The sequence below is a fragment of the Dechloromonas hankyongensis genome, assembly GCF_022012295.1.
Classification (GTDB): domain Bacteria; phylum Pseudomonadota; class Gammaproteobacteria; order Burkholderiales; family Rhodocyclaceae; genus Azonexus; species Azonexus hankyongensis.
Genome location: NZ_JAKLTN010000003.1, coordinates 140,004 through 157,990, shown reverse-complemented (window position 1 = coordinate 157,990; position 17,987 = coordinate 140,004). Strand labels below are relative to the sequence as shown.

Annotated in this window: 17 protein-coding genes; 9 read left to right on the top strand and 8 right to left on the bottom strand. The window is 63.2% G+C overall.

Annotation, left to right across the window (positions count from 1 at the left end; translation table 11 throughout):
- The first annotated feature begins 57 nt into the window (after window positions 1-57).
- Window positions 58-1,164 carry a PQQ-dependent sugar dehydrogenase gene (locus LZ012_RS16360; RefSeq protein WP_275711951.1) on the top strand — a complete coding sequence of 369 codons (1,107 nt, stop codon included), beginning with the start codon at window positions 58-60 and terminating at the stop codon, window positions 1,162-1,164.
- A gap of 152 nt (window positions 1,165-1,316) precedes the next feature.
- Here LZ012_RS16360 and LZ012_RS16355 read toward each other — a convergent pair whose 3' ends face one another.
- Window positions 1,317-2,942, bottom strand: a complete 1,626-nt coding sequence (locus tag LZ012_RS16355; RefSeq protein ID WP_275711950.1) for a GGDEF domain-containing protein — start codon at window positions 2,940-2,942, stop codon at window positions 1,317-1,319.
- A 129-nt stretch (window positions 2,943-3,071) separates the two neighbouring features.
- Here LZ012_RS16355 and prfA point away from each other — a divergent pair, with 129 nt between their 5' ends.
- From prfA to grxD, 3 genes are read left to right on the top strand one after another with little or no spacing between them, the layout of a single operon-like run.
- A complete protein-coding gene (prfA, locus tag LZ012_RS16350) occupies window positions 3,072-4,154 on the top strand; it encodes a peptide chain release factor 1 (protein WP_275711949.1) in 1,083 nt (360 codons plus the stop codon).
- Between the two features lie 2 nt (window positions 4,155-4,156).
- Window positions 4,157-4,978, top strand: a complete 822-nt coding sequence (gene prmC / locus LZ012_RS16345) for a peptide chain release factor N(5)-glutamine methyltransferase (RefSeq protein WP_275711948.1) — start codon at window positions 4,157-4,159, stop codon at window positions 4,976-4,978.
- A gap of 12 nt (window positions 4,979-4,990) precedes the next feature.
- Window positions 4,991-5,311, top strand: a complete 321-nt coding sequence (grxD, locus tag LZ012_RS16340; protein WP_275711947.1) for a Grx4 family monothiol glutaredoxin — start codon at window positions 4,991-4,993, stop codon at window positions 5,309-5,311.
- Between the two features lie 78 nt (window positions 5,312-5,389).
- Here the strand turns inward: grxD and pedF are convergent, their stop codons facing one another.
- The 3 genes from pedF to pal form a co-directional block, all read right to left on the bottom strand.
- Complete coding sequence (gene pedF / locus LZ012_RS16335) at window positions 5,390-5,866, bottom strand: cytochrome c-550 PedF (RefSeq protein ID WP_275711946.1); 477 nt, start codon at window positions 5,864-5,866, stop codon at window positions 5,390-5,392.
- Window positions 5,867-5,960: 94 nt separating this feature from the next.
- On the bottom strand, window positions 5,961-6,485 hold the full coding sequence (locus tag LZ012_RS16330) for an OmpA family protein (RefSeq protein WP_275711945.1): 525 nt from the start codon (window positions 6,483-6,485) through the stop codon (window positions 5,961-5,963).
- Between the two features lie 89 nt (window positions 6,486-6,574).
- The gene (pal, locus tag LZ012_RS16325) at window positions 6,575-7,105 is read right to left on the bottom strand and encodes a peptidoglycan-associated lipoprotein Pal (protein ID WP_275711944.1); all 531 of its coding nucleotides are present in this window, start codon (window positions 7,103-7,105) and stop codon (window positions 6,575-6,577) included.
- Window positions 7,106-7,438: 333 nt separating this feature from the next.
- On the opposite strand from pal, the gene LZ012_RS16320 reads away from it, so the two are divergent.
- Together LZ012_RS16320 and LZ012_RS16315 are read left to right on the top strand one after the other, a co-directional pair.
- Window positions 7,439-8,860, top strand: a complete 1,422-nt coding sequence (locus LZ012_RS16320) for a sensor histidine kinase (RefSeq protein ID WP_275711943.1) — start codon at window positions 7,439-7,441, stop codon at window positions 8,858-8,860.
- Window positions 8,861-8,874: 14 nt separating this feature from the next.
- Entirely contained in the window at window positions 8,875-10,236 is a 1,362-nt protein-coding gene (locus tag LZ012_RS16315) for a sigma-54-dependent transcriptional regulator (RefSeq protein ID WP_275711942.1), read from the top strand.
- A 73-nt stretch (window positions 10,237-10,309) separates the two neighbouring features.
- On the opposite strand, the gene LZ012_RS16310 is transcribed toward LZ012_RS16315, so the two are convergent.
- Window positions 10,310-10,687, bottom strand: a complete 378-nt coding sequence (locus LZ012_RS16310) for an OsmC family protein (RefSeq protein ID WP_275711941.1) — start codon at window positions 10,685-10,687, stop codon at window positions 10,310-10,312.
- Between the two features lie 136 nt (window positions 10,688-10,823).
- Complete coding sequence (gene argH, locus LZ012_RS16305) at window positions 10,824-12,212, bottom strand: argininosuccinate lyase (RefSeq protein ID WP_275711940.1); 1,389 nt, start codon at window positions 12,210-12,212, stop codon at window positions 10,824-10,826.
- Between the two features lie 57 nt (window positions 12,213-12,269).
- On the opposite strand from argH, the gene LZ012_RS16300 reads away from it, so the two are divergent.
- From LZ012_RS16300 to LZ012_RS16290, 3 genes are read left to right on the top strand one after another with little or no spacing between them, the layout of a single operon-like run.
- On the top strand, window positions 12,270-13,283 hold the full coding sequence (locus tag LZ012_RS16300; protein WP_275711939.1) for a sensor histidine kinase: 1,014 nt from the start codon (window positions 12,270-12,272) through the stop codon (window positions 13,281-13,283).
- Window positions 13,262-14,038 carry a LytR/AlgR family response regulator transcription factor gene (locus tag LZ012_RS16295; protein ID WP_275711938.1) on the top strand — a complete coding sequence of 259 codons (777 nt, stop codon included), beginning with the start codon at window positions 13,262-13,264 and terminating at the stop codon, window positions 14,036-14,038. The genes LZ012_RS16300 and LZ012_RS16295 overlap by 22 nt, the downstream gene beginning before the upstream one ends.
- A 23-nt stretch (window positions 14,039-14,061) precedes the next feature.
- Window positions 14,062-14,577, top strand: a complete 516-nt coding sequence (locus LZ012_RS16290) for a glutaredoxin family protein (RefSeq protein ID WP_275711937.1) — start codon at window positions 14,062-14,064, stop codon at window positions 14,575-14,577.
- Here LZ012_RS16290 and LZ012_RS16285 read toward each other — a convergent pair.
- Together LZ012_RS16285 and pepN are read right to left on the bottom strand one after the other, a co-directional pair.
- Entirely contained in the window at window positions 14,567-15,091 is a 525-nt protein-coding gene (locus LZ012_RS16285; protein WP_275711936.1) for an RNase H family protein, read from the bottom strand. The two genes, LZ012_RS16290 and LZ012_RS16285, sit on opposite strands and share 11 nt — an antisense overlap.
- A gap of 224 nt (window positions 15,092-15,315) precedes the next feature.
- Complete coding sequence (pepN, locus tag LZ012_RS16280; RefSeq protein WP_275711935.1) at window positions 15,316-17,925, bottom strand: aminopeptidase N; 2,610 nt, start codon at window positions 17,923-17,925, stop codon at window positions 15,316-15,318.
- Window positions 17,926-17,987 lie beyond the last annotated feature (62 nt).

Sequence of the window (17,987 nt, the reverse complement as noted above, 5' to 3'; positions counted from 1 at the left end):
GCAAACGGCGCAGTTAGCCAAGCTGCATTTTCACCGGCGGCGAGCTATGGTGAACGCATGTGGCGCTCGATCCCCGTCCTCTTCTTGTTTACTCTCGCGCTCTCCGCGCCGGTAGTGGCCGGGACGGTCGCTGAGCAGTTGCGCGTGCCGCTCGGCTTTTCCATCGCGCTGTGGGCGAAGGTAGACAACGCCCGCCAGATGGCACTCGGCCGGCACGGCGCCGATGGCGGCACCGTTTATGTCGGCTCGATGAAGGCCGGCAAGGTGCATGCCGTGCGCTACGACGGCGCCCTGCGGGCAACCGCCGTTACCCAGATCGCCGAGGGCCTGAACCTGCCGACCGGCGTCGCCTGGCGCGACGGCAATCTGTACGTGGCGGCGCAGAACCGCATCCTGCGCTATGACGACATCGATCGCCATATCGACCGGCCGCCGGCGCCGGTAGTCGTCACCGACCGCCTGCCGGATGATCGCCACCACGGCTGGAAATTCATTGCCTTCGGTCCCGACGGCAAGCTGTATGTGCCGGTCGGCGCGCCGTGCAACGTCTGTGCCGCCGACCCCGACCGCTACGCGCTGATCCTGCGCATGAACCCGGACGGCAGCGAACCGGAAGTCTACGCCCGCGGCGTCCGGAACAGCGTCGGCTTCGACTGGCAGCCGGGTAGCGGCGCGCTGTGGTTCACAGATAACGGCCGCGACTGGATGGGCGACGATCTGCCGCCCGACGAGCTGAACCGGGCGCCGGTAGCCGGCCTGCATTTCGGCTTTCCGTATTGTCACGGCGGCGACATCGCCGATCCGGAATTCGGCCAGCAGCGCACCTGCCGGGAATTCGAAGCGCCGGCCCAGAAGCTCGGCCCGCATGTCGCCGCGCTCGGCATGCGTTTCTACACAGGCAGCATGTTCCCGCCCGAATACCGAGGCAGCGTGTTCATCGCCGAGCACGGCTCGTGGAATCGTGCCCACAAGATCGGCTATCGGGTCAGTGTCGTCCGCGTGGATGGCGAGCGCGCACGGTCCTACGAACCGTTCGCCGAGGGTTGGTTGGATGGTGACAAGGTACGCGGCCGCCCGTCCGATGTGCTGGTGCTGCCCGACGGCTCGCTGCTCGTCGCCGACGACGAGGCCGGTGCCATCTGGCGGATCACCTATCGCCGTTAGGCTGTTCAGGTAAGAGGAAAAGCTTTGAATTTGTCGTTCCCGCGCAGGCGGGAACCCAGAGAAACCGCCATTCCCGGATTCTCGCCTGCGACCAACGGAAGTCCCTGTGGGACGCGGAATGACGCTTAACTGCACGGGCGACTGATCGGGATTTACTGCGGCGTACGTTTCCGGCTGGCCGCGACGATGCGATTGCGCCCGTCCCGCTTGGCCTGGAGCAGCGCTTCGTCGGCTGCCTCGATCAGGCAACCGGCGGTGACCTGGCTGGGCACGGCGGCGATGCCGCAACTGAAGCTGGCACGCAGCGCGCCGCGGCCGTGGGCGTGCGGCAGCCGGGAAAAATCCTCGCGGATGCGGTCGAGCAGGTGCATGGCCTGGTTCAGATCGACGCCGCCGAGGGCGACGATGAACTCCTCGCCGCCATAGCGGCCGATCAGGTCGGTATTGCGCAGGCGGCCGCGCAGCAGCCAGGCCAGGCTGCGGATGACCTGATCGCCGACCGGGTGGCCGTAGTTGTCGTTGATCGACTTGAAGCGGTCGATGTCGATCATCGCCACCGCCAGTTGGCCGGCCGGCAGCGCCCGGCGCACCATCTGCTCGAGCTGGCCCTTGGCTGCCGAGTGGTTGAGCAGCCCGGTCAGGCTGTCGTGGCGGCCGGAGCGCAGCATGTCGCGGTAGCGTTCGATCTTGGTCTTGACCACCGAGGCCAGGATGATCGGATTGGCCGGCTTGGTCAGGAACTGGTCGCCGCCCAGGCGCAGCGCTTCGACCTGCTGCGCGATGTCGGTCTCGCCGGACAGGTAGATGACAGGCAGCGACTGGTATTCGGGAATCTGGCGCAGGGCGCGGGTGACTTCGACGCCGGTACAGAAGGGCATGTACATGTCCATCAGGATGGCGTGCGGCCGGTATTCGGCGCAGGCCTGGAGCAGTGACAGCGGGGTGTGGATGGCGCGGCTGTCGATGCCGTGCAGGTCGAGGGCGCGCTGGATGTGGGCGACGGCAGTCTTCGAATCCTCGACGATGAGCACGCGATGCGTTTCCTGCTCGCGGCTTTCGACCAGGTCGAGAATGCGCGACAGGATGTCGCTCAATTTGACTTCGGCCGGGATGCAGACATTGGCGCCGGCCCGCTGCAGGCTGACGATGGACTCCAGCGACGACGGCACCGACAGGCAATAGACGTAGCTGGCGACGTAGCGCTGTTTGAGGCGCTGCAGGGCGGCCAGCGCCTGCTGCGGATAGCTGCTGTTTTCCTGGTCGGGGACCAGGATGACGGCGAGCGGCGCCTCGTCCAGTTCCGGCTCGTCTTCCCAGTCGATGGCGTGCGGCCGGAAACCGTAGAAGGACAGCTGCTCGACCAGTGCGGCGCGCCACGGGTGGCCGTGGCGGGAGACGATCAGCACGTTGCGCTGGCGCACCCAGGGGTCGTGTTCGGTATCGGGGCCGTCGGACAGACGCTTGGTGATCACTGCCGGCGTTTCGTGCCGATGCAGCAGTTGCAGGATGGTATTTAACTGCTGGCTGATCGCTTCGGCTTGCTCTTCCGATACCGGACGCAAGGTGTGGTCGGTGAAGAAGGCGAGGGCACGGTTCTCCAGTTCCTGGCAGGCGCTGGCCAGGCCGGGCAGGTTGTGCTGAGTCAGGCGCTCGGTCAGCCCGTTCAGCGACAGCGTGAACTCGACGAACTGGTCGAACTCGCTGCTGCTGCGGTAACTTTGCCAACGCAGTTCGAGCGTTTTCGCCAGGGCGATGAGGGAGTGGGAGACTTCTTGCATGAAGGGTCAGCCGAGAAGCCCATGATTATTGCGTCATATGTCGCGGCTGGCAATCGCCTTCCATCGCCGACGAACGGCGTTCTCGGTTAAAATTTCGCCCCCTGAATCAATTACCTGGCTGCCTGTCCCATGAAATCGAGCATCCGCCAAAAACTGGAGTTGCTGGTCGATCGCCTCGATGAAATCGACCGTATGCTGTCGGCACCCGACGCCGCGGACAATATGGAACAGTTCCGCAAGCTGTCGCGCGAGCGAGCCGAGGTCGAGCCGGTGGCCATCCAGTTCAACGCCTTCCGCCAGGCCGAAAACGATCTGCGCGAAGCCGAGGCCATGCTGGCCGATCCGGACATGCGCGAATTCGCCGAGGAGGAAATGGCGGCCGCCAAGGCCCGCCTGCCGGAACTCGAGATCGAGCTGCAAAAGCTGCTGCTGCCCAAGGACCCCAACGACGAAAAGAGCGTTCTGCTCGAAATCCGCGCCGGCACCGGTGGCGACGAGTCGGCGCTGTTCGCCGGCGACCTGTTCCGCATGTATTCCCGTTACGCCGAGCGCCAGCGCTGGCAGGTCGAGATCATGTCGGCCAGCGAGTCGGAACTCGGCGGCTATCGCGAAATCATCTGCCGGCTGGCCGGCAACGGCGCCTATTCCCGGCTGAAGTTCGAATCCGGCGGCCATCGCGTGCAGCGCGTGCCGGAAACCGAGACCCAGGGCCGCATCCACACTTCGGCCTGTACCGTCGCCGTGATGCCGGAAGCCGACGAGGTCGAGGACGTGAACCTCAACCCGGCCGATCTGCGCATCGATACCTACCGCGCTTCGGGCGCCGGCGGCCAGCACATCAACAAGACCGACTCGGCGGTGCGCATCACCCACATCCCGACCGGCATCGTCGCCGAGTGCCAGGACGGCCGCTCGCAGCACGCCAACAAGGCCTCGGCCATGCGCGTGCTGGCGGCCCGCATCAAGGACGTCCAGGTGCGCGCCCAGCAGGCGCACATTTCCAGCACGCGCAAATCCCTGATCGGTTCCGGCGACCGCTCCGAGCGCATCCGCACCTACAACTTCCCGCAGGGCCGGATTACCGACCACCGCATCAACCTGACGCTTTACAAGATCGCCGCCATCATGGACGGCGACATGGACGAGCTGCTCGGCGCGCTGGCCTCCGAACACCAGGCCGACCAGCTGGCCGAACTGGCGGAACAGAACTGAGCATGACCCTCGGCGAAGCACTGGCCTTCGCACGCGGCAAGATCGATCGGCTCGATGCCCGCCTGCTGCTGCAACATGCCACTGGCTGCACCCATGCCGACCTGCTGGCACGCCCGGAAACACCGGTCATGGCGCCGGCTTTCGATCAGTTTGCCGAATGGGTCGAGCGCCGCGCCGGCGACGAGCCGCTGGCCTATCTGGTCGGCGAGGCAGAATTCCGCGGCCGGGTTTTCCAGGTCTCGCCCGACGTGCTGATTCCGCGCCCGGAAACCGAGGTGCTGATCGACCTGGCGCTCGATAAGCTGGGGGGGCGGCAGTCGCCGGCGGTCGTCGATCTCGGTACCGGTTCGGGCATCGTCGCCATTTCGCTGGCTCTGGAATGTCCAGCCGCCACCGTATCGGCCGTCGACCTGTCGGCAGGCGCCTTGGCGGTAGCCCGCAACAACGCCGGCCGACTCGGGGCACGGGTTGCCTTCCACGAAGGCGACTGGTTCGCGCCGCTGGCCGGGCAGCGCTTCGACCTGATCGTCTCCAACCCGCCCTACGTGGCCGAAGGCGACCCGCATTTGGAACTGAACGGCCTGCCGCATGAGCCGCGCATGGCCTTGACCGACCGGGAACCCGGCGGCAACGGACTGGCCTGCATCCGGCGCATCGTCGCCGCGGCGGCGGACCACCTGAACCCCGGGGGCTGGCTGCTGTTCGAGCATGGCTACGACCAGGGCGCGGCCAGCCGGAACTTATTGACCGCAGCAGGGTTCCAATCAGCATTCACTCATCCCGACCTGGCCGGTATAGACCGCGTTTCAGGCGCCCATCTGTAATCAGGAGATAGCATGTCCGACGTTCAGCAACGCATCCGCGAAACCGTGACCAACAACCCGGTCGTCCTCTATATGAAGGGCGACGCCCGCTTTCCGCAGTGCGGCTTTTCGGCGACTGCCGTGCAGATCCTGAAGGTGTGCGGCGTCAATGATTTCGTCACTGTCAATGTGCTGGCCGACGAGGAAATCCGCAACGGCGTCAAGGAATACGCCAACTGGCCGACCATTCCGCAACTCTACATCAAGGGCGAATTCATCGGCGGCTGCGACATCATGAAGGAGATGTACCAGTCCGGCGAATTGCAGCAACTGCTGGAAGGCATCGCCGTCTGAAGGCGCTAGTTGTCATGAAGAAAGCCCGCCGTTAGGCGGGCTTTTGTTTTTTCGACGTTTGTCCGGTTGGTTGCGTGGTCAGCGGTTCATCTCGAAAGTGCGGGCATCCAGATAGGATTTGACGGCCCACACGGCCTCGTCGGTAAAGACGCTGCCGTAGGCCGGCATGGTGAAACGGCCTTCGCCATTTTTCTTGCCGTGCAGCGTGATGTCCTTGAAGTATTCATCGGACTCTTTCAGGCAGGCGGCCTGCTCGGCTGCCTTCATGCCGACGCAATCCCTGGCCAATGCAAGCAGATCGGGGGCAACGCCGCCGGATACCGCATTCAGTCCGTGGCAGCCGGCACAATTGTGCATGTACCCTTCGGCGCCGATCGCAACGGCCTTCTCGTTGCCTCGGTATGGGTTGGCATCGACCGACGTCTGACCCACGGGTTTCAGTCCGCTGGTGTCGATGGGATGCGGGGTGACGTCGCCGTGGGCCAGTGCTTTCAGTGAAACGAAAATGACCAACAGTCCAATGGGTAGGCTGCGCCAATAGATCGGGAACTTCATGACTACTCTCCTGATGATTCGGTTTTTGGGCTTCGACCGAGGCGCTCTTTCATGAGGCACAAGCTCGACAGCATCCGGACCCATTACAGTTGCCTCAATGGAATTGAATTTCTACCCGCTGTCGGCAAATCGCTGCCGTACAGGATCTCTGATTGCCCTGGCTGCCAAAGATGATCTGCCGTATGCGCGACTTTTCGACACCCAGTTCATGGAGTTTGGCGGCGACCGTGGCCAGCCGTTTTTCCATGATGGCCAAGGTGTAATTCCGGCTGCCGAAGCTTTCCGAGTGGCCGATCAGCGTCACGGTGCGTTTCGGGTTTTGCCGAAGATAAAGGGCGTGCCTTTCCAGCTTCTGCAAACCGCTGAGGGCGATATGCGCGTTACCGACCGGAAAGTAAATGTTTCGCTCCGACGACTGCTCTTTCGCTGTTCCTTCGGCAATTGGTGACGAGTCGTCCGTGGGTCCGGGCGGGGATTCTGCAGTCTCCTTCTCGTCGGGCAGCGTTGCAACTGCTGGTGGTTGCTGGTCGGTGGTGGCCGGCAGCGATACCTCTGGCCCCGTGTTTCGGGGGACGCCGGAGCAGGCGCTTAACAAGGCGAGAGCAAGGGACAGCAGCACGCAGTGTGCTTGGTCCCTTGTTCTTCGTCCCCGGCGTGTTGATGCCTGGGCTTTGGTCGACATCAATTTACAGCGTGATCCGGAGTGCCTTATTCGCCGGGATAGGCAATGTCCGCGCGGCGGTTCTTTGCCCAGGCGGCTTCCGTGTGGCCTTGGGCCACCGGCTTTTCGCTGCCGAAACTGACCGTCTCGATCTGGTTGTCGCGCACACCGTAAGCAATGAGGCCTTGCTTGGTGGCGTCGGCACGGCGCTGGCCGAGTGCGAGGTTGTATTCGGCCGTGCCGCGTTCGTCGGCGTTGCCGCGAATCATTACCTTGACGCCGGGTCGGCTGGCCAGGAACTTGCCGTGGGTTTCGATCACCGAAGCGTAGTCCTGCTTGATGACGTTGCTGTCGAGGTCAAAAAATACGCTGCGCTTCGACAGCGGATTCGCCGGATCACGGAGAGCAGCGAGGTCTGCAGCAGAGAGTCCACCGGATGTGTCGGCGACCGGGCGGGGCGCGTCTACGGCTACGACGTTTTTCGGGGTTGCCGGTTCGACATTTCCACCGGTGGTGGAACAGGCCGCCATCAGGCACACGGCGGAGGCAAGCAGGGTTTTGCTGAAAATATTGTTCATGGAATTTCGTTGATTGAATGGACTGGAGTTGCTAAGTCGGCATACGCCTGATGAACTTAGCGCTAGCGTGGATCCCTAACGCATCGGAAACGGCATACGGGCATGGATCGCTCATTGCTTAGCATGTCACATGCCAACTTCTCGTTTTTCTAAGTTGCTGGTATCAAAGGGAATTTTTTCTTTTTCCGGTCTGCTGCTGCCGTGTTTCGTTGCGATATGCAACGTCGCGGGATCATGGCGCCGAAAATGATTGCATTCCCTTGAATTTAAATCTAAAAAACACCTTTGTGGATGTTGCACTATGCAACGTATGGGCGTTGCAGAAACGAAACAATGAAAGCATTCAGATCACTGCATTCAAAGATACTGTTCGGCTACTCGGCAGTCGGCGCGTTGTTCGTCGTTCTCGTCGTCAGCGCGCTCGTCCAGTTTCGCCTCCTCAAGGACGAGCTGGCCAAGCAGAAGGAGGTCACGACGTTCTACGATGAATTGCGGAATGCGCGGCGTCTGGAAAAGAATTTCCTGCTCTACGAGAAGGTCACCGACCTGGAGGCCGCCATCGTCCAGGGCAGTGCGGCCTTGCTGGCATTCGACAGGGTCAGGAGCATTCCTCTCGCCATCAGCGCGGATGAGGCAAGTTCGGTCGGTTCGTATATCAACTGCCTGCACGATCTGCTGAATGGTGCGCAAAACGAATCGATGACCCAGGCGCTGACCGATCAGGCCTTCCAGACCGGCAGCAAGGCGCTCCGGCTCGGCGAAAGACTGAATCAGGAGGCGCAGGAGCAGGTCGAGGCGGCCTTGCAGCGCCATGATGCCTATCTGGTCCACACCATCTGGGCCAGTCTGGCCCTGGGACTGATTGCCGGGTTGTTGGTGACGCGCAGCGTGGTCCGGCCGCTACGCGAGATCGAGACGAGCCTGAGCAAGGTTGCCCGCGGCGAGGTCGGGCGCGTCGACGGCAAGGATACCGGCGACGAGGTCGAGTCCCTGGCCCGCTCGATCAACAATACCCTGCGCGAGCTGGAGACCCGTCAGGCCAGCCTGGCCCGTTCATCGCGGCTGGTGGCATTGGGAACCATGCTGTCCGGTGTCGCGCATGAACTGAACAATCCACTTTCCAATATTTCCTCGTCCTGCCAGATTCTCCAGGAAGAATGGTCTGAGTTGCCGGAGCAGCAAACCCGGCTGTTGCTAGGACAGATCGACGATCAGGTGATGCGTTCGCAGCGGATCGTCTCTTCGCTGCTCGATTTTGCCGGGAGCAGCACCCTGCACGTTGTATCGAGGAACGTCCTCGAATTGGTCAACGAATCGCTGGCGCTGCTGCGCAATGCATTGCCAGCGCGGATTTCACTGAGTATCGATATCGACGCGCAGTTGAGCATCGACGTCGATCCGCCGCGTTTTCAGCAGGTCCTGATCAATGTCATCAAGAATGCCGTCGATGCCATTCCGGGCGATGGGCGGATCGCGATCCGCGCATGGCGTGAGGAGTTTCCCGAAGGGCACGGGATAACGCTGGAAATCGAGGACAGCGGCTCCGGCATTCCCGGCGATATCTTGCCGAGGATCTTCGACCCCTTTTTCACGACCAAACAGGTGGGGAAAGGAACAGGCCTGGGCTTGTTCGTGACGCACGAAATTGTCAGCCTGCACGGCGGAATCATTTCTGCCGAGGCTGTGACCACCGGGGGGACGCGACTGTGGATGCATATTCCGGATAACCCGAATGCCGAGGGCGAAAAAGCGTGAGTAATCACCGAATATTGATTGTCGATGACGAGGAAATCGCTCGCCAGAATCTCATGCATGTCCTCAAGCGCGAGGGATATGCGGTGGACGACGCGGCGACAGCTGAACAGGCACTTGAACTGCTCACCAATGCCGAGTACCAGCTGGTCCTGACTGACCTGCGCATGCCGGGTATGGACGGCCTGAGTCTGTTGCGGCGTATCAAGGAGCAGAATCTGGCGACGGAAGTCATTGTCATCACGGCGCATGCCAGCACCGAATCGGCGGTTGAGGCGATGCGCGCCGGAGCATTTTTCTACGTCGAAAAACCTTTCCGTCTGGCCGATGTGCGCAAGATCGTGCAGGAGGCCTTCGAAAAGAGCAGTCTGAAAATTGAAAATACGGCGCTCAAGGTGGCGCTGTCCAAAGCGGCCAGCACCCATCGGATTGTGGCCAATTCGCTGGTCATGGACGACGTGTTATCCATGGTGGCCCGCGTTGCGCCGAGCGAATGCTCGGTACTGATCCATGGCGAAACTGGGACCGGAAAAGAACTGGTCGCCCGGCATGTTCATGAGCTCAGCATGCGCGCGGCCAAACCCTTTATGGCGGTGAATTGCGGCGTGCTTTCCGATGAACTGCTGGCCAACGAGCTGTTCGGCCACGAGCGGGGCGCCTTTACCGGTGCGGCGGCAACCAAGATGGGCCTGATCGAAGCGGCGGAGGGCGGGACGCTTTTCCTCGACGAAGTGACCGAAATGTCGCCCCTGATCCAGGTCAAGCTGCTCAGGTTCTTGCAGGAGCGCGAGTATATGCGCGTCGGGGGAACCCAGTTGCAGAAAGCGAATATCCGGATTGTCGCGGCCACCAATCGCGATCCGGAACTGGCCGTCGCCGAAGGCCGCTTGCGCCAGGATCTGTACTTCCGGCTCAATGTGGTCGGTATTCGGATTCCGTCGTTGCGGGAGCACAAGGAGGATTTGCCGATACTGACCAGTCATTTCATGGCTCGCTTTGCCAGCCGCATGGGAAAAGCGCCGCCGCGACTCAGTCCGGAAGCGCTCGATTGCCTGTTGGATTACGATTTTCCCGGCAATATCCGCGAACTGGAAAACGTCATGGAGCGTGCGATGGCCTTGTCAGCAGGGCCGCTCATTGACGTCGCAGTGCTGCCGGAGCCGATTCGCACCGGCCGGCGCCTATCGCTCCCGAAGGCCATTCCGGAGCAGATGCCTACCTTGGTCCAGCTGGAAAAGGAGCATGTGCTGGAGGTTCTTGCCTGTTGCGAAGGCAATCGCGCGCAGGCGGCCAAAGTTCTGGGAATAGACCGGGTGTCGCTGTGGCGGAAATTGAGAAGTTACGACGAACTCGAGGTCCGGGAGCGCAGTGGACTGTGAGTTTCTTGTGCCTTTATGGTCGCCTTCCTGAAGGGCCGAAGGTGGTTGTCGAGCGTTTCTCCGTTTCAGCAGGTCAGACTTCGGTAACCTGGAAGTCGATATCGGAGCCGTCGATGACGATTTCCTTCACCGCGCAATGGGCGATGCTGTCGAGAACCCTGGTTTTCTGTTCGGCGGTGAAATGCTCGGGGAAGCGGACTTCGCTGCGGAATCTGGCCAGCGTCAGCGGGCCGCCGGGGCCGGCAAAGGGTTTGCAGTCGATGGCGATGCCGTCGGCCGGAACGCCGAGTTCCTTGCAGGCCTTCTTGGCAAAGACTGCCGCACAGCCGGCCAGTGAGGCATAGAAGGCTTCCAGCGGGTTCATCAGGGAACCATTCACGGCATAGCTGGCTTCGTGCTTGGCACTGCTCACCTTGATCAGCGGGGTGTTGTCGACAACGGTGCTATACATGCTGTGCGTCCTGGTTTGATTGTATTGGCAGGTTAATCAATAAATATTATTGAATGCTTATATATTAAACCGCTAATTAAATAGACGCAAAAAAACCGCCGGTTTTGCCGGCGGTTTTGCATGTGGGTGAGGCGAATCAGCCGAGGCGTTGGCGGGCGCGGGCGATAGCCGCCTTGACCTGTGCCGGGGCCGTGCCGCCGATGTGGTTGCGCGAGGCGAGCGAGCCTTCGACGGTCAGCACGGCGAAGACGTCGGCTTCCACCTGCGGGCAGAAGGCGCGGATTTCGTCCAGCGTCAGCTGCGGCAGGTCCACTCCCTTGGCTTCGGCGGCCTTGACAGCGTGGCCGACTGCTTCGTGCGCGTCGCGGAAGGGCAGACCCTTCTTGACCAGGTAGTCGGCGAGGTCGGTGGCGGTGGCGAAGCCCTGGGTCAGCGCGGCCTTCATATTGTCGGCGCGCACCGTGATGCCGCCGGCCATGTCGGCGAAGATGCGCAGCGTGTCGGTGACGGTGTCGACGGCGTCGAACAGCGGTTCCTTGTCTTCCTGGTTATCCTTGTTGTAGGCCAGCGGCTGCGACTTCATCAGGGTCAGCAGGCTCATCAGCTGGCCGTACACGCGGCCGGTCTTGCCGCGCGCCAGTTCCGGCACGTCCGGGTTCTTCTTCTGCGGCATGATCGACGAGCCGGTGCAGAAGCGGTCGGCGATCTGGATGAAGCCGACGCGCGGGCTCATCCACATCACCAGTTCTTCCGAGAGGCGGCTGATGTGCATCATCAACAGCGAACAGGCGGCGGTGAATTCGATGGCGAAGTCGCGGTCGGAGACAGCATCCAGCGAGTTCTCGCAGACGCCCTCGAAGCCCAGCTCGGCAGCGACGAATTCGCGGTCGATCGGATAGGTGGTGCCGGCCAGCGCGGCGGCACCGAGCGGCAGGCGGCTGACGCGCTTGCGGCAGTCGGAGAAGCGCTCGCCGTCACGGCCGAACATCTCGAAATAGGCCAGCATGTGGTGGCCGAAGGTGACCGGCTGTGCAACCTGCAGGTGGGTGAAGCCGGGCATGGCCGTAGCCGCTTCCTTCTCGGCCAGATCGACCAGGGCGCCCCGGAAGGCCTTGAGCAGGGCCTGGATGTCGTCGATGGCGTCGCGCAGGTAAAGACGGATGTCGGTGGCCACCTGGTCGTTGCGCGAACGGCCGGTATGCAGGCGCTTGCCGGCATCGCCGACCAGTGCCGTCAAGCGCTTCTCGATATTGAGGTGCACGTCTTCCAGGTCGATCGACCATTCCAGTTGGCCGGACTCGATTTCCTGGGTGACGATGGCCATGCCGCGCTCGATGTCGGCGAAATCCTGGGCGCTGATGATACCCTGCTTGGCCAGCATCTTGGCGTGCGCCAGCGAACCGCGGATGTCCTGACGCCACATGCGTTTGTCGAAGTCGACCGAAGCCGTATAGCGTTTGACGAGATCGGAAACCGGCTCGGAGAAGCGGCCGGCCCAGGTGTATTGATTGGCGTTGGAAGTCATGACTCTGGTCTAGAATGGGGCAGATCGGCGACGAATTTCAGAGAAACCCGCACAAAGATGACAAGTATACGGCACTTTCCGGCAACCTACCCCTTGCCCGACTGGCGCAATTTCGGGGTCATGCTGCGTGTGCTGATCGGTGTCAATGCACTGGCCGCGCTGGCGGCCTTGGTCCAGGCCAGCGATATCGGCAAATGGCTGGACAATTATCTGCAACTGGCGGCCGTCGTCGAACCTCTACTCCTGATCGAACTGGGCCTGCTTTCCCTGCTGCGCGACATGCTGTGGCGTCTGCCCCTGCGCGTTGGGCAGACTTGTGTCGTCGGTTTGGCCGGCGGGCTGGCCGCCGGCATGTTTCTCTATGCCCGCAGCCTGGCGCTGGTCGAAACCGGGGGCGCGCTGCGCGCCGTGCTGCTGGCCATGGCGACGACCATGCTGCTGCTCGGCTATTTCGAATTGCGTTCGCGCGCACTGTCGCCGGCCCAGGCTGAAGCCCGCTTGGCCGCCCTCAATTCCCGTATCCGGCCGCATTTTCTGTTCAACTCGCTGAATGCCGTGCTGTCGCTGATCCGCGCCCGGCCGCAGCAGGCCGAGGAGGCGCTGGAGTCCCTGTCCGACCTGTTCCGGGCGGCGATGCGCGACCCGGGCGAGATGGTCTGCCTGGCCGATGAAATCGCCTTGGGCCGGCAGTACCTGGAACTGGAGAAATTGCGCCTGGGCGAGCGTTTGAGCGTCGACTGGCGGGTAGGTAGCGTGGCGATGGACCTCCCCATTCCGCCGCTGATGCTGCAACCCCTGCTCGAAAATGCCGTCTACCATGGCATCGAGCCATCGGCGGAAGGCGGCGTGGTGCGCATCGCCATCGAGCAAAAGGCTAACGAGTTGCATATCGCCATCGCCAACCCGACCACCGGTCAGGCCCAGCATGCCGCTGGCAACCGGATGGCTCTGACCAATATCCGCGAACGCCTCGCCCTGTATTACGATCTCGAAGCCCGGCTGGAAACCGTGATCGAAGACAGTCGCTACGAGGTGCGCATTACCCTGCCATGTCCACAGAAAACCCCTTGAAAATACTGATCGTCGATGACGAGCCGCTGGCGCGCGACCGCCTGCGTGCCCTGCTGTCCGATCTGGCCCTGCAACTGCCCGGCATGGTCATCGCCGAGGCGGCGAACGGCATGCAGGCCCTCGACTTCCTGCGCGACCATCCGGTCGATGTCGTGCTCGCCGATATCCGCATGCCCAGCATGGACGGCATCGAACTGGCGACCCATCTCGGCCGCCTGGAAAAGCCGCCGGCCGTCATTTTCACGACGGCCTACGACAACTACGCCGTCCAGGCCTTCGATCTGAATGCCGTCGATTACCTGCTCAAGCCGGTGCGCGCCCAGCGCCTGCTGGCCGCCTTGCAGAAGGTGCCGGTGCAACATCCGGATGCATCGGTGCTGGCCGGGATCGGCCAAGAGATGCGCGGCGGCGGGCGCACCCATCTGTCCTGTCACGAGCGCGGCCGGTTGCTCCTCGTCCCGGTCGGCGAAATCCTCTATTTCAAGGCCGATCTCAAGTACGTGACGGCGCGTACCGCCGAGCGCGAATACCTGCTCGATGAGGCGCTGACCCATCTCGAGATCGAGTTCGCCGACCGCTTCATGCGCCTGCACCGCGCCGTGCTGGTCGCCCGGACGGCGCTGGCCGGCTTCGAGAAAGCGGCGGGCGACGACGCCGAAGCCTACGGTTGGGCGCTGCTGCGCGGTATCCCGGAAAAGCTGCCGGTCAGCCGCCGGCAGTGGGCGCCGGCCAAGGCGCTGATCAAGAATTCCTGAAACCGATTGCGACGAGAACCGACATGAGCCGTATCTGCCCGCACTGCAATTACGCCCGGAAAGCGGACGACACGACACCGGACTGGCAATGCCCGGCCTGCGAAAAGGCTTACGCCAAGGCGGGCAGCCCGATGCCGCCGCCGGAGCTGCGCGAATATGGTCCGAATGTGGCAAGCGCGAAGCGCGGTGGTGCCGGTCGCTGGCTGTTCCTCCTGCTCGCCCTGGCAGCAGCATTCTGGTTTGGCCGGCCCTTGCTGCAACACCGCGTGGCGGTGACCGAGATGGCATCGAGCAGCCAGCCGGAGGTCCGACTCTATGCGACCGATTGGTGCGGTTACTGCAAGCTGACCCGCGAGTTCTTCGCCGCCAACGGCATTCGCTATACCGAATACGACATCGAGAAAAGCTCGGAAGCGCTTAAGGAGCACCACAAACTGGGTGGCAACGGCGTGCCGCTGATCGTGGTCGGCGACGAGGTGATCAACGGCTGGAATGAAGGGGCGCTGCGTCAGCTGCTGCAGCCCTGGATCAAGGGCTGACCAGCTTTTCAGGCAGCAATTCGCCGCCGGCTGCCAGTCGCGCCTGCTGGTCGGCCAAGGCATTGCCGCGGCAACGGCCGTGCCCCGGAATCCAGCTCGGCGTGGCGGGCTGCAGCAGCGCATCGAGATCCTGCTCGGGAAACCGCGCGGCCAGTTGCGGGTCGTGGGCGGCGCCCCGTTGCTTGCACAGCGTCAGGCGAGCGATGGCGTCCTGATTGTCGGAGAAGAGCGCGAAGTTCTGCCCGGCGAAGAGTCGCGCGGCCTGTTCGAGGCCGAAAATGGCGGCTTGCAATTCCAGTTCATTGCTGCCGATCGGCGCCACGCAGCGCGTGAAGGCTTGGGGTGGCGCCTCGGCCGTCCGATAGAGGACGGCGGCCAGACCGCCGTGACCCAGGCGGCTGGCGTCGGTGAATACCAGTCCTTGCTCGGGGAAGCGTAGGCGCAGGCGTTCGGGCAGCGGTCCCGCGGACAGGTGGACGATGCGCTCGACCTTCTTTTTTCTGCGTTTGGCCATGGCGGCTAGTGTAGCCGCACCCGGCTAATCCGAAACCGCAGGCCAGAAAGGCGAAAGCCCCGTACCGGGGGAAGTACGAGGCTTTCTGGACGGCCCTGGGGGTCAGGGGGAGGAGAGGGGCCGTCATGGCTGATGTCTGGTTCAGCACATGTGTCCAAGATAAGGGCAGGCCCCCGGCGTTTCAAGTAACGGTTTGCAACAGTGCGTATCGCAATGTGTGGGCGCTACGCCGCCTCGCCCAGCGAGCGGGTGACCACTTCCAGTACGTCGCGCGACAGGTCGGGATGGTTGCGGATGCGTTGCAGCGCGGCGCGTGCATGGTCCTGGCGCGTGTCGTCGAACTTCTTCCAGCGGTCGAAGCAGCGCGCCAGGCGCGAGGCGACCTGCGGGTTGCGGTCGTGCAGGTCGAGGATGCGGTCGGCCATGAAGGCATAGCCGCTGCCGTCGGCGGCGTTGAAGCGGACCAGATTGGCGCCGAAATTGCGGATCAGGGCGTAGATCTTGTTCGGGTTGCCGGCGTCGAAGGCCGGGTGGGCGGTCAGCGCCTTGACCGTGGCCAGCGTGTCTGGACGGCGGCTGGTCGATTGCACGGCCAGCCACTTGTCGACAACCAGCGCTTCGTCTTGCCACGTGGCGTAGAAGGCGGCGAGCGCCTGTTCGCGTTGCGGGCAGAGTTCGGCATTGACGTTGGCCAGGGACGCCAGGGCGGCGAACTGGTCGGTCATGTTGTCGGCTTTTTCAAACTGCTGCAGCGCCAGCCGGCGTGCCGCGTCGGTGTCGAGTTCCATCAGGTAGCCGAGGCAGACGTTGCGCAGGGCGCGGCGACCGGCTTGGGCGGCGGTCGGGGCGTAGGCTTCGCTGATGGCGAGGGCGGCGTAGAGGCCGGAGAATTCGCCTTCGAGTTCTTCGGCCAGGTGGCGGCGCAGGGCGTTGCGGGCTGCGTGCAGGGCGTCGGGATCGACGACTTCCATCATCTCAGCCAGCGTGCCCTCGCCGGGCAGTGTGAGTGCTTCGGCGACGAAGGCGGCGCCGCGCTGGGCCTGGGTCTGCAGCAGGCGGCGGGCGGCTGCCGCGAAGCTATCCGGCCACTGCGGTGACTGCCCGGCGGCGATGGCCCGGGCGGCGTCGAGGATCAGCGTCGAGGCCAGGCGCTGGCCGGCTTCCCAGGCATTGAACGGATCGCTTTCGTGGGCCAGCAGCAGGGTCAGCTGTTCCGGCGTGTAGGCGAAATCGAGATAGACCGGGGCCGAGAAATCGCGCAGCAGCGAGGGCACCGGTTCGGCCGCCAGATTGTCGATATGGAATTCCTGCTCCGTTGCGGTGAGTTGCAGCGTTTGTTCGCTGCCGGCCAGCAGGTGGCCTTCGCCATCGAACAGCGCGACGCGGACCGGGATCAGGTAAGGGGCGGCGTCCGAGGCACGCGGGTTGGACTGGGTGAAGCGCAGCGTGTAGCGTCCGGCGGCGGCATCGAAGCTGCCGCTAGCGGCGACATGCGGCGTTCCCGGCTGGTTGTACCAGCGCATGAATTGGGCGAAATCGAAGCCCGAGGCGGCGGCCATGGCGGCGACGAAATCCTCGCAGGTCACCGCCTGTCCGTCGTGGCGGCGGAAGTATTCGTCCATGCCGGCGCGGAAGCCGTCGCGGCCGATCAGGGTCTGGATCATGCGGATGACCTCGGCGCCCTTTTCGTAGACGGTGGCGGTGTAGAAATTGTTGATCTCGACGAAGCTGGCCGGGCGGATCGGATGCGCCATCGGGCCGGCATCCTCTGGGAACTGGGCGGCGCGCAGGCCGCGCACCTCGCGGATGCGGGCGGTCTGCCGGTTGTGCAGGTCGGCGCCGAATTCCTGGTCGCGGAAGACGGTCAGGCCTTCCTTCAACGACAGCTGGAACCAGTCGCGGCAGGTGACGCGGTTGCCGGTCCAGTTGTGGAAATACTCGTGGGCGACGACGCGGTCGATGTTCTCGAAATCGACGTCGGTCGCGACGTCGCTGCGCGCCAGCACGTACTTGGTGTTGAAGATGTTGAGGCCCTTGTTTTCCATGGCCCCCATGTTGAAATCGCCGACGGCGACGATCATGTAGTGGTCGAGGTCGCATTCGAGGCCGAAGCGTTCCTCGTCCCATTTCATGGATTTCTTCAGGGCGTCCATGGCGTGCGGGCACTGGTCGAGCTTGTCCGGTTCGACGTAGATGGCGAGCTGCACCTCGCGGCCGGAGGCGGTGCGGAAGCTATCGCGCAGTACGTCGAGCTTGCCGGCGACGACGGCGAACAGATAGGCCGGCTTCTTGAACGGATCTTCCCAGGTCGCCCAGTGGCGTCCATCGGCTTCTGCGCCAGCGGCGACCGGGTTGCCGTTGGCGAGCAGGACGGGGTAGGTCGCCTGGTCGGCATGCAGGGTCACGGTGTAGCGCGACATCACATCCGGCCGGTCGATGAACCAGGTGATGCGGCGGAAACCCTGCGCCTCGCATTGCGTGAAATAGCCGTCGGTCGAGCGATAGAGGCCGGACAGGCGGGTGTTATGGTCGGGCTGAATGCGGACCACCGTTTGCAGCGTGAAGGCCGCAGGCAGGTCGTTCAGGCTCAGGCTGGTCGGCGTTTCGGTGTACGTCGCCGGCTTGCCGTCTACGGCGACGCTCAGGGTATGCAATTCCTCGCCGTCGAGAACCAGGGTTGCCGGGGTGGCAACCGGATTGCGGCGCATGGCTAGAGTGCTGGTGACCGTGGTACCGTCGGCCCGGATGTCGAAGTCCAGTTCGACGTGGTCGATCAGGTAGGCCGGCGGGGTGTAGTCCTTGAGATAGACGGTCTGTGGGGTATCGGTTTTCATGGGTGGTGCAGTGCTGGGGCGGAAACGTCCGATGATACGTCAAACCCCCTCGTGCTGCCGGG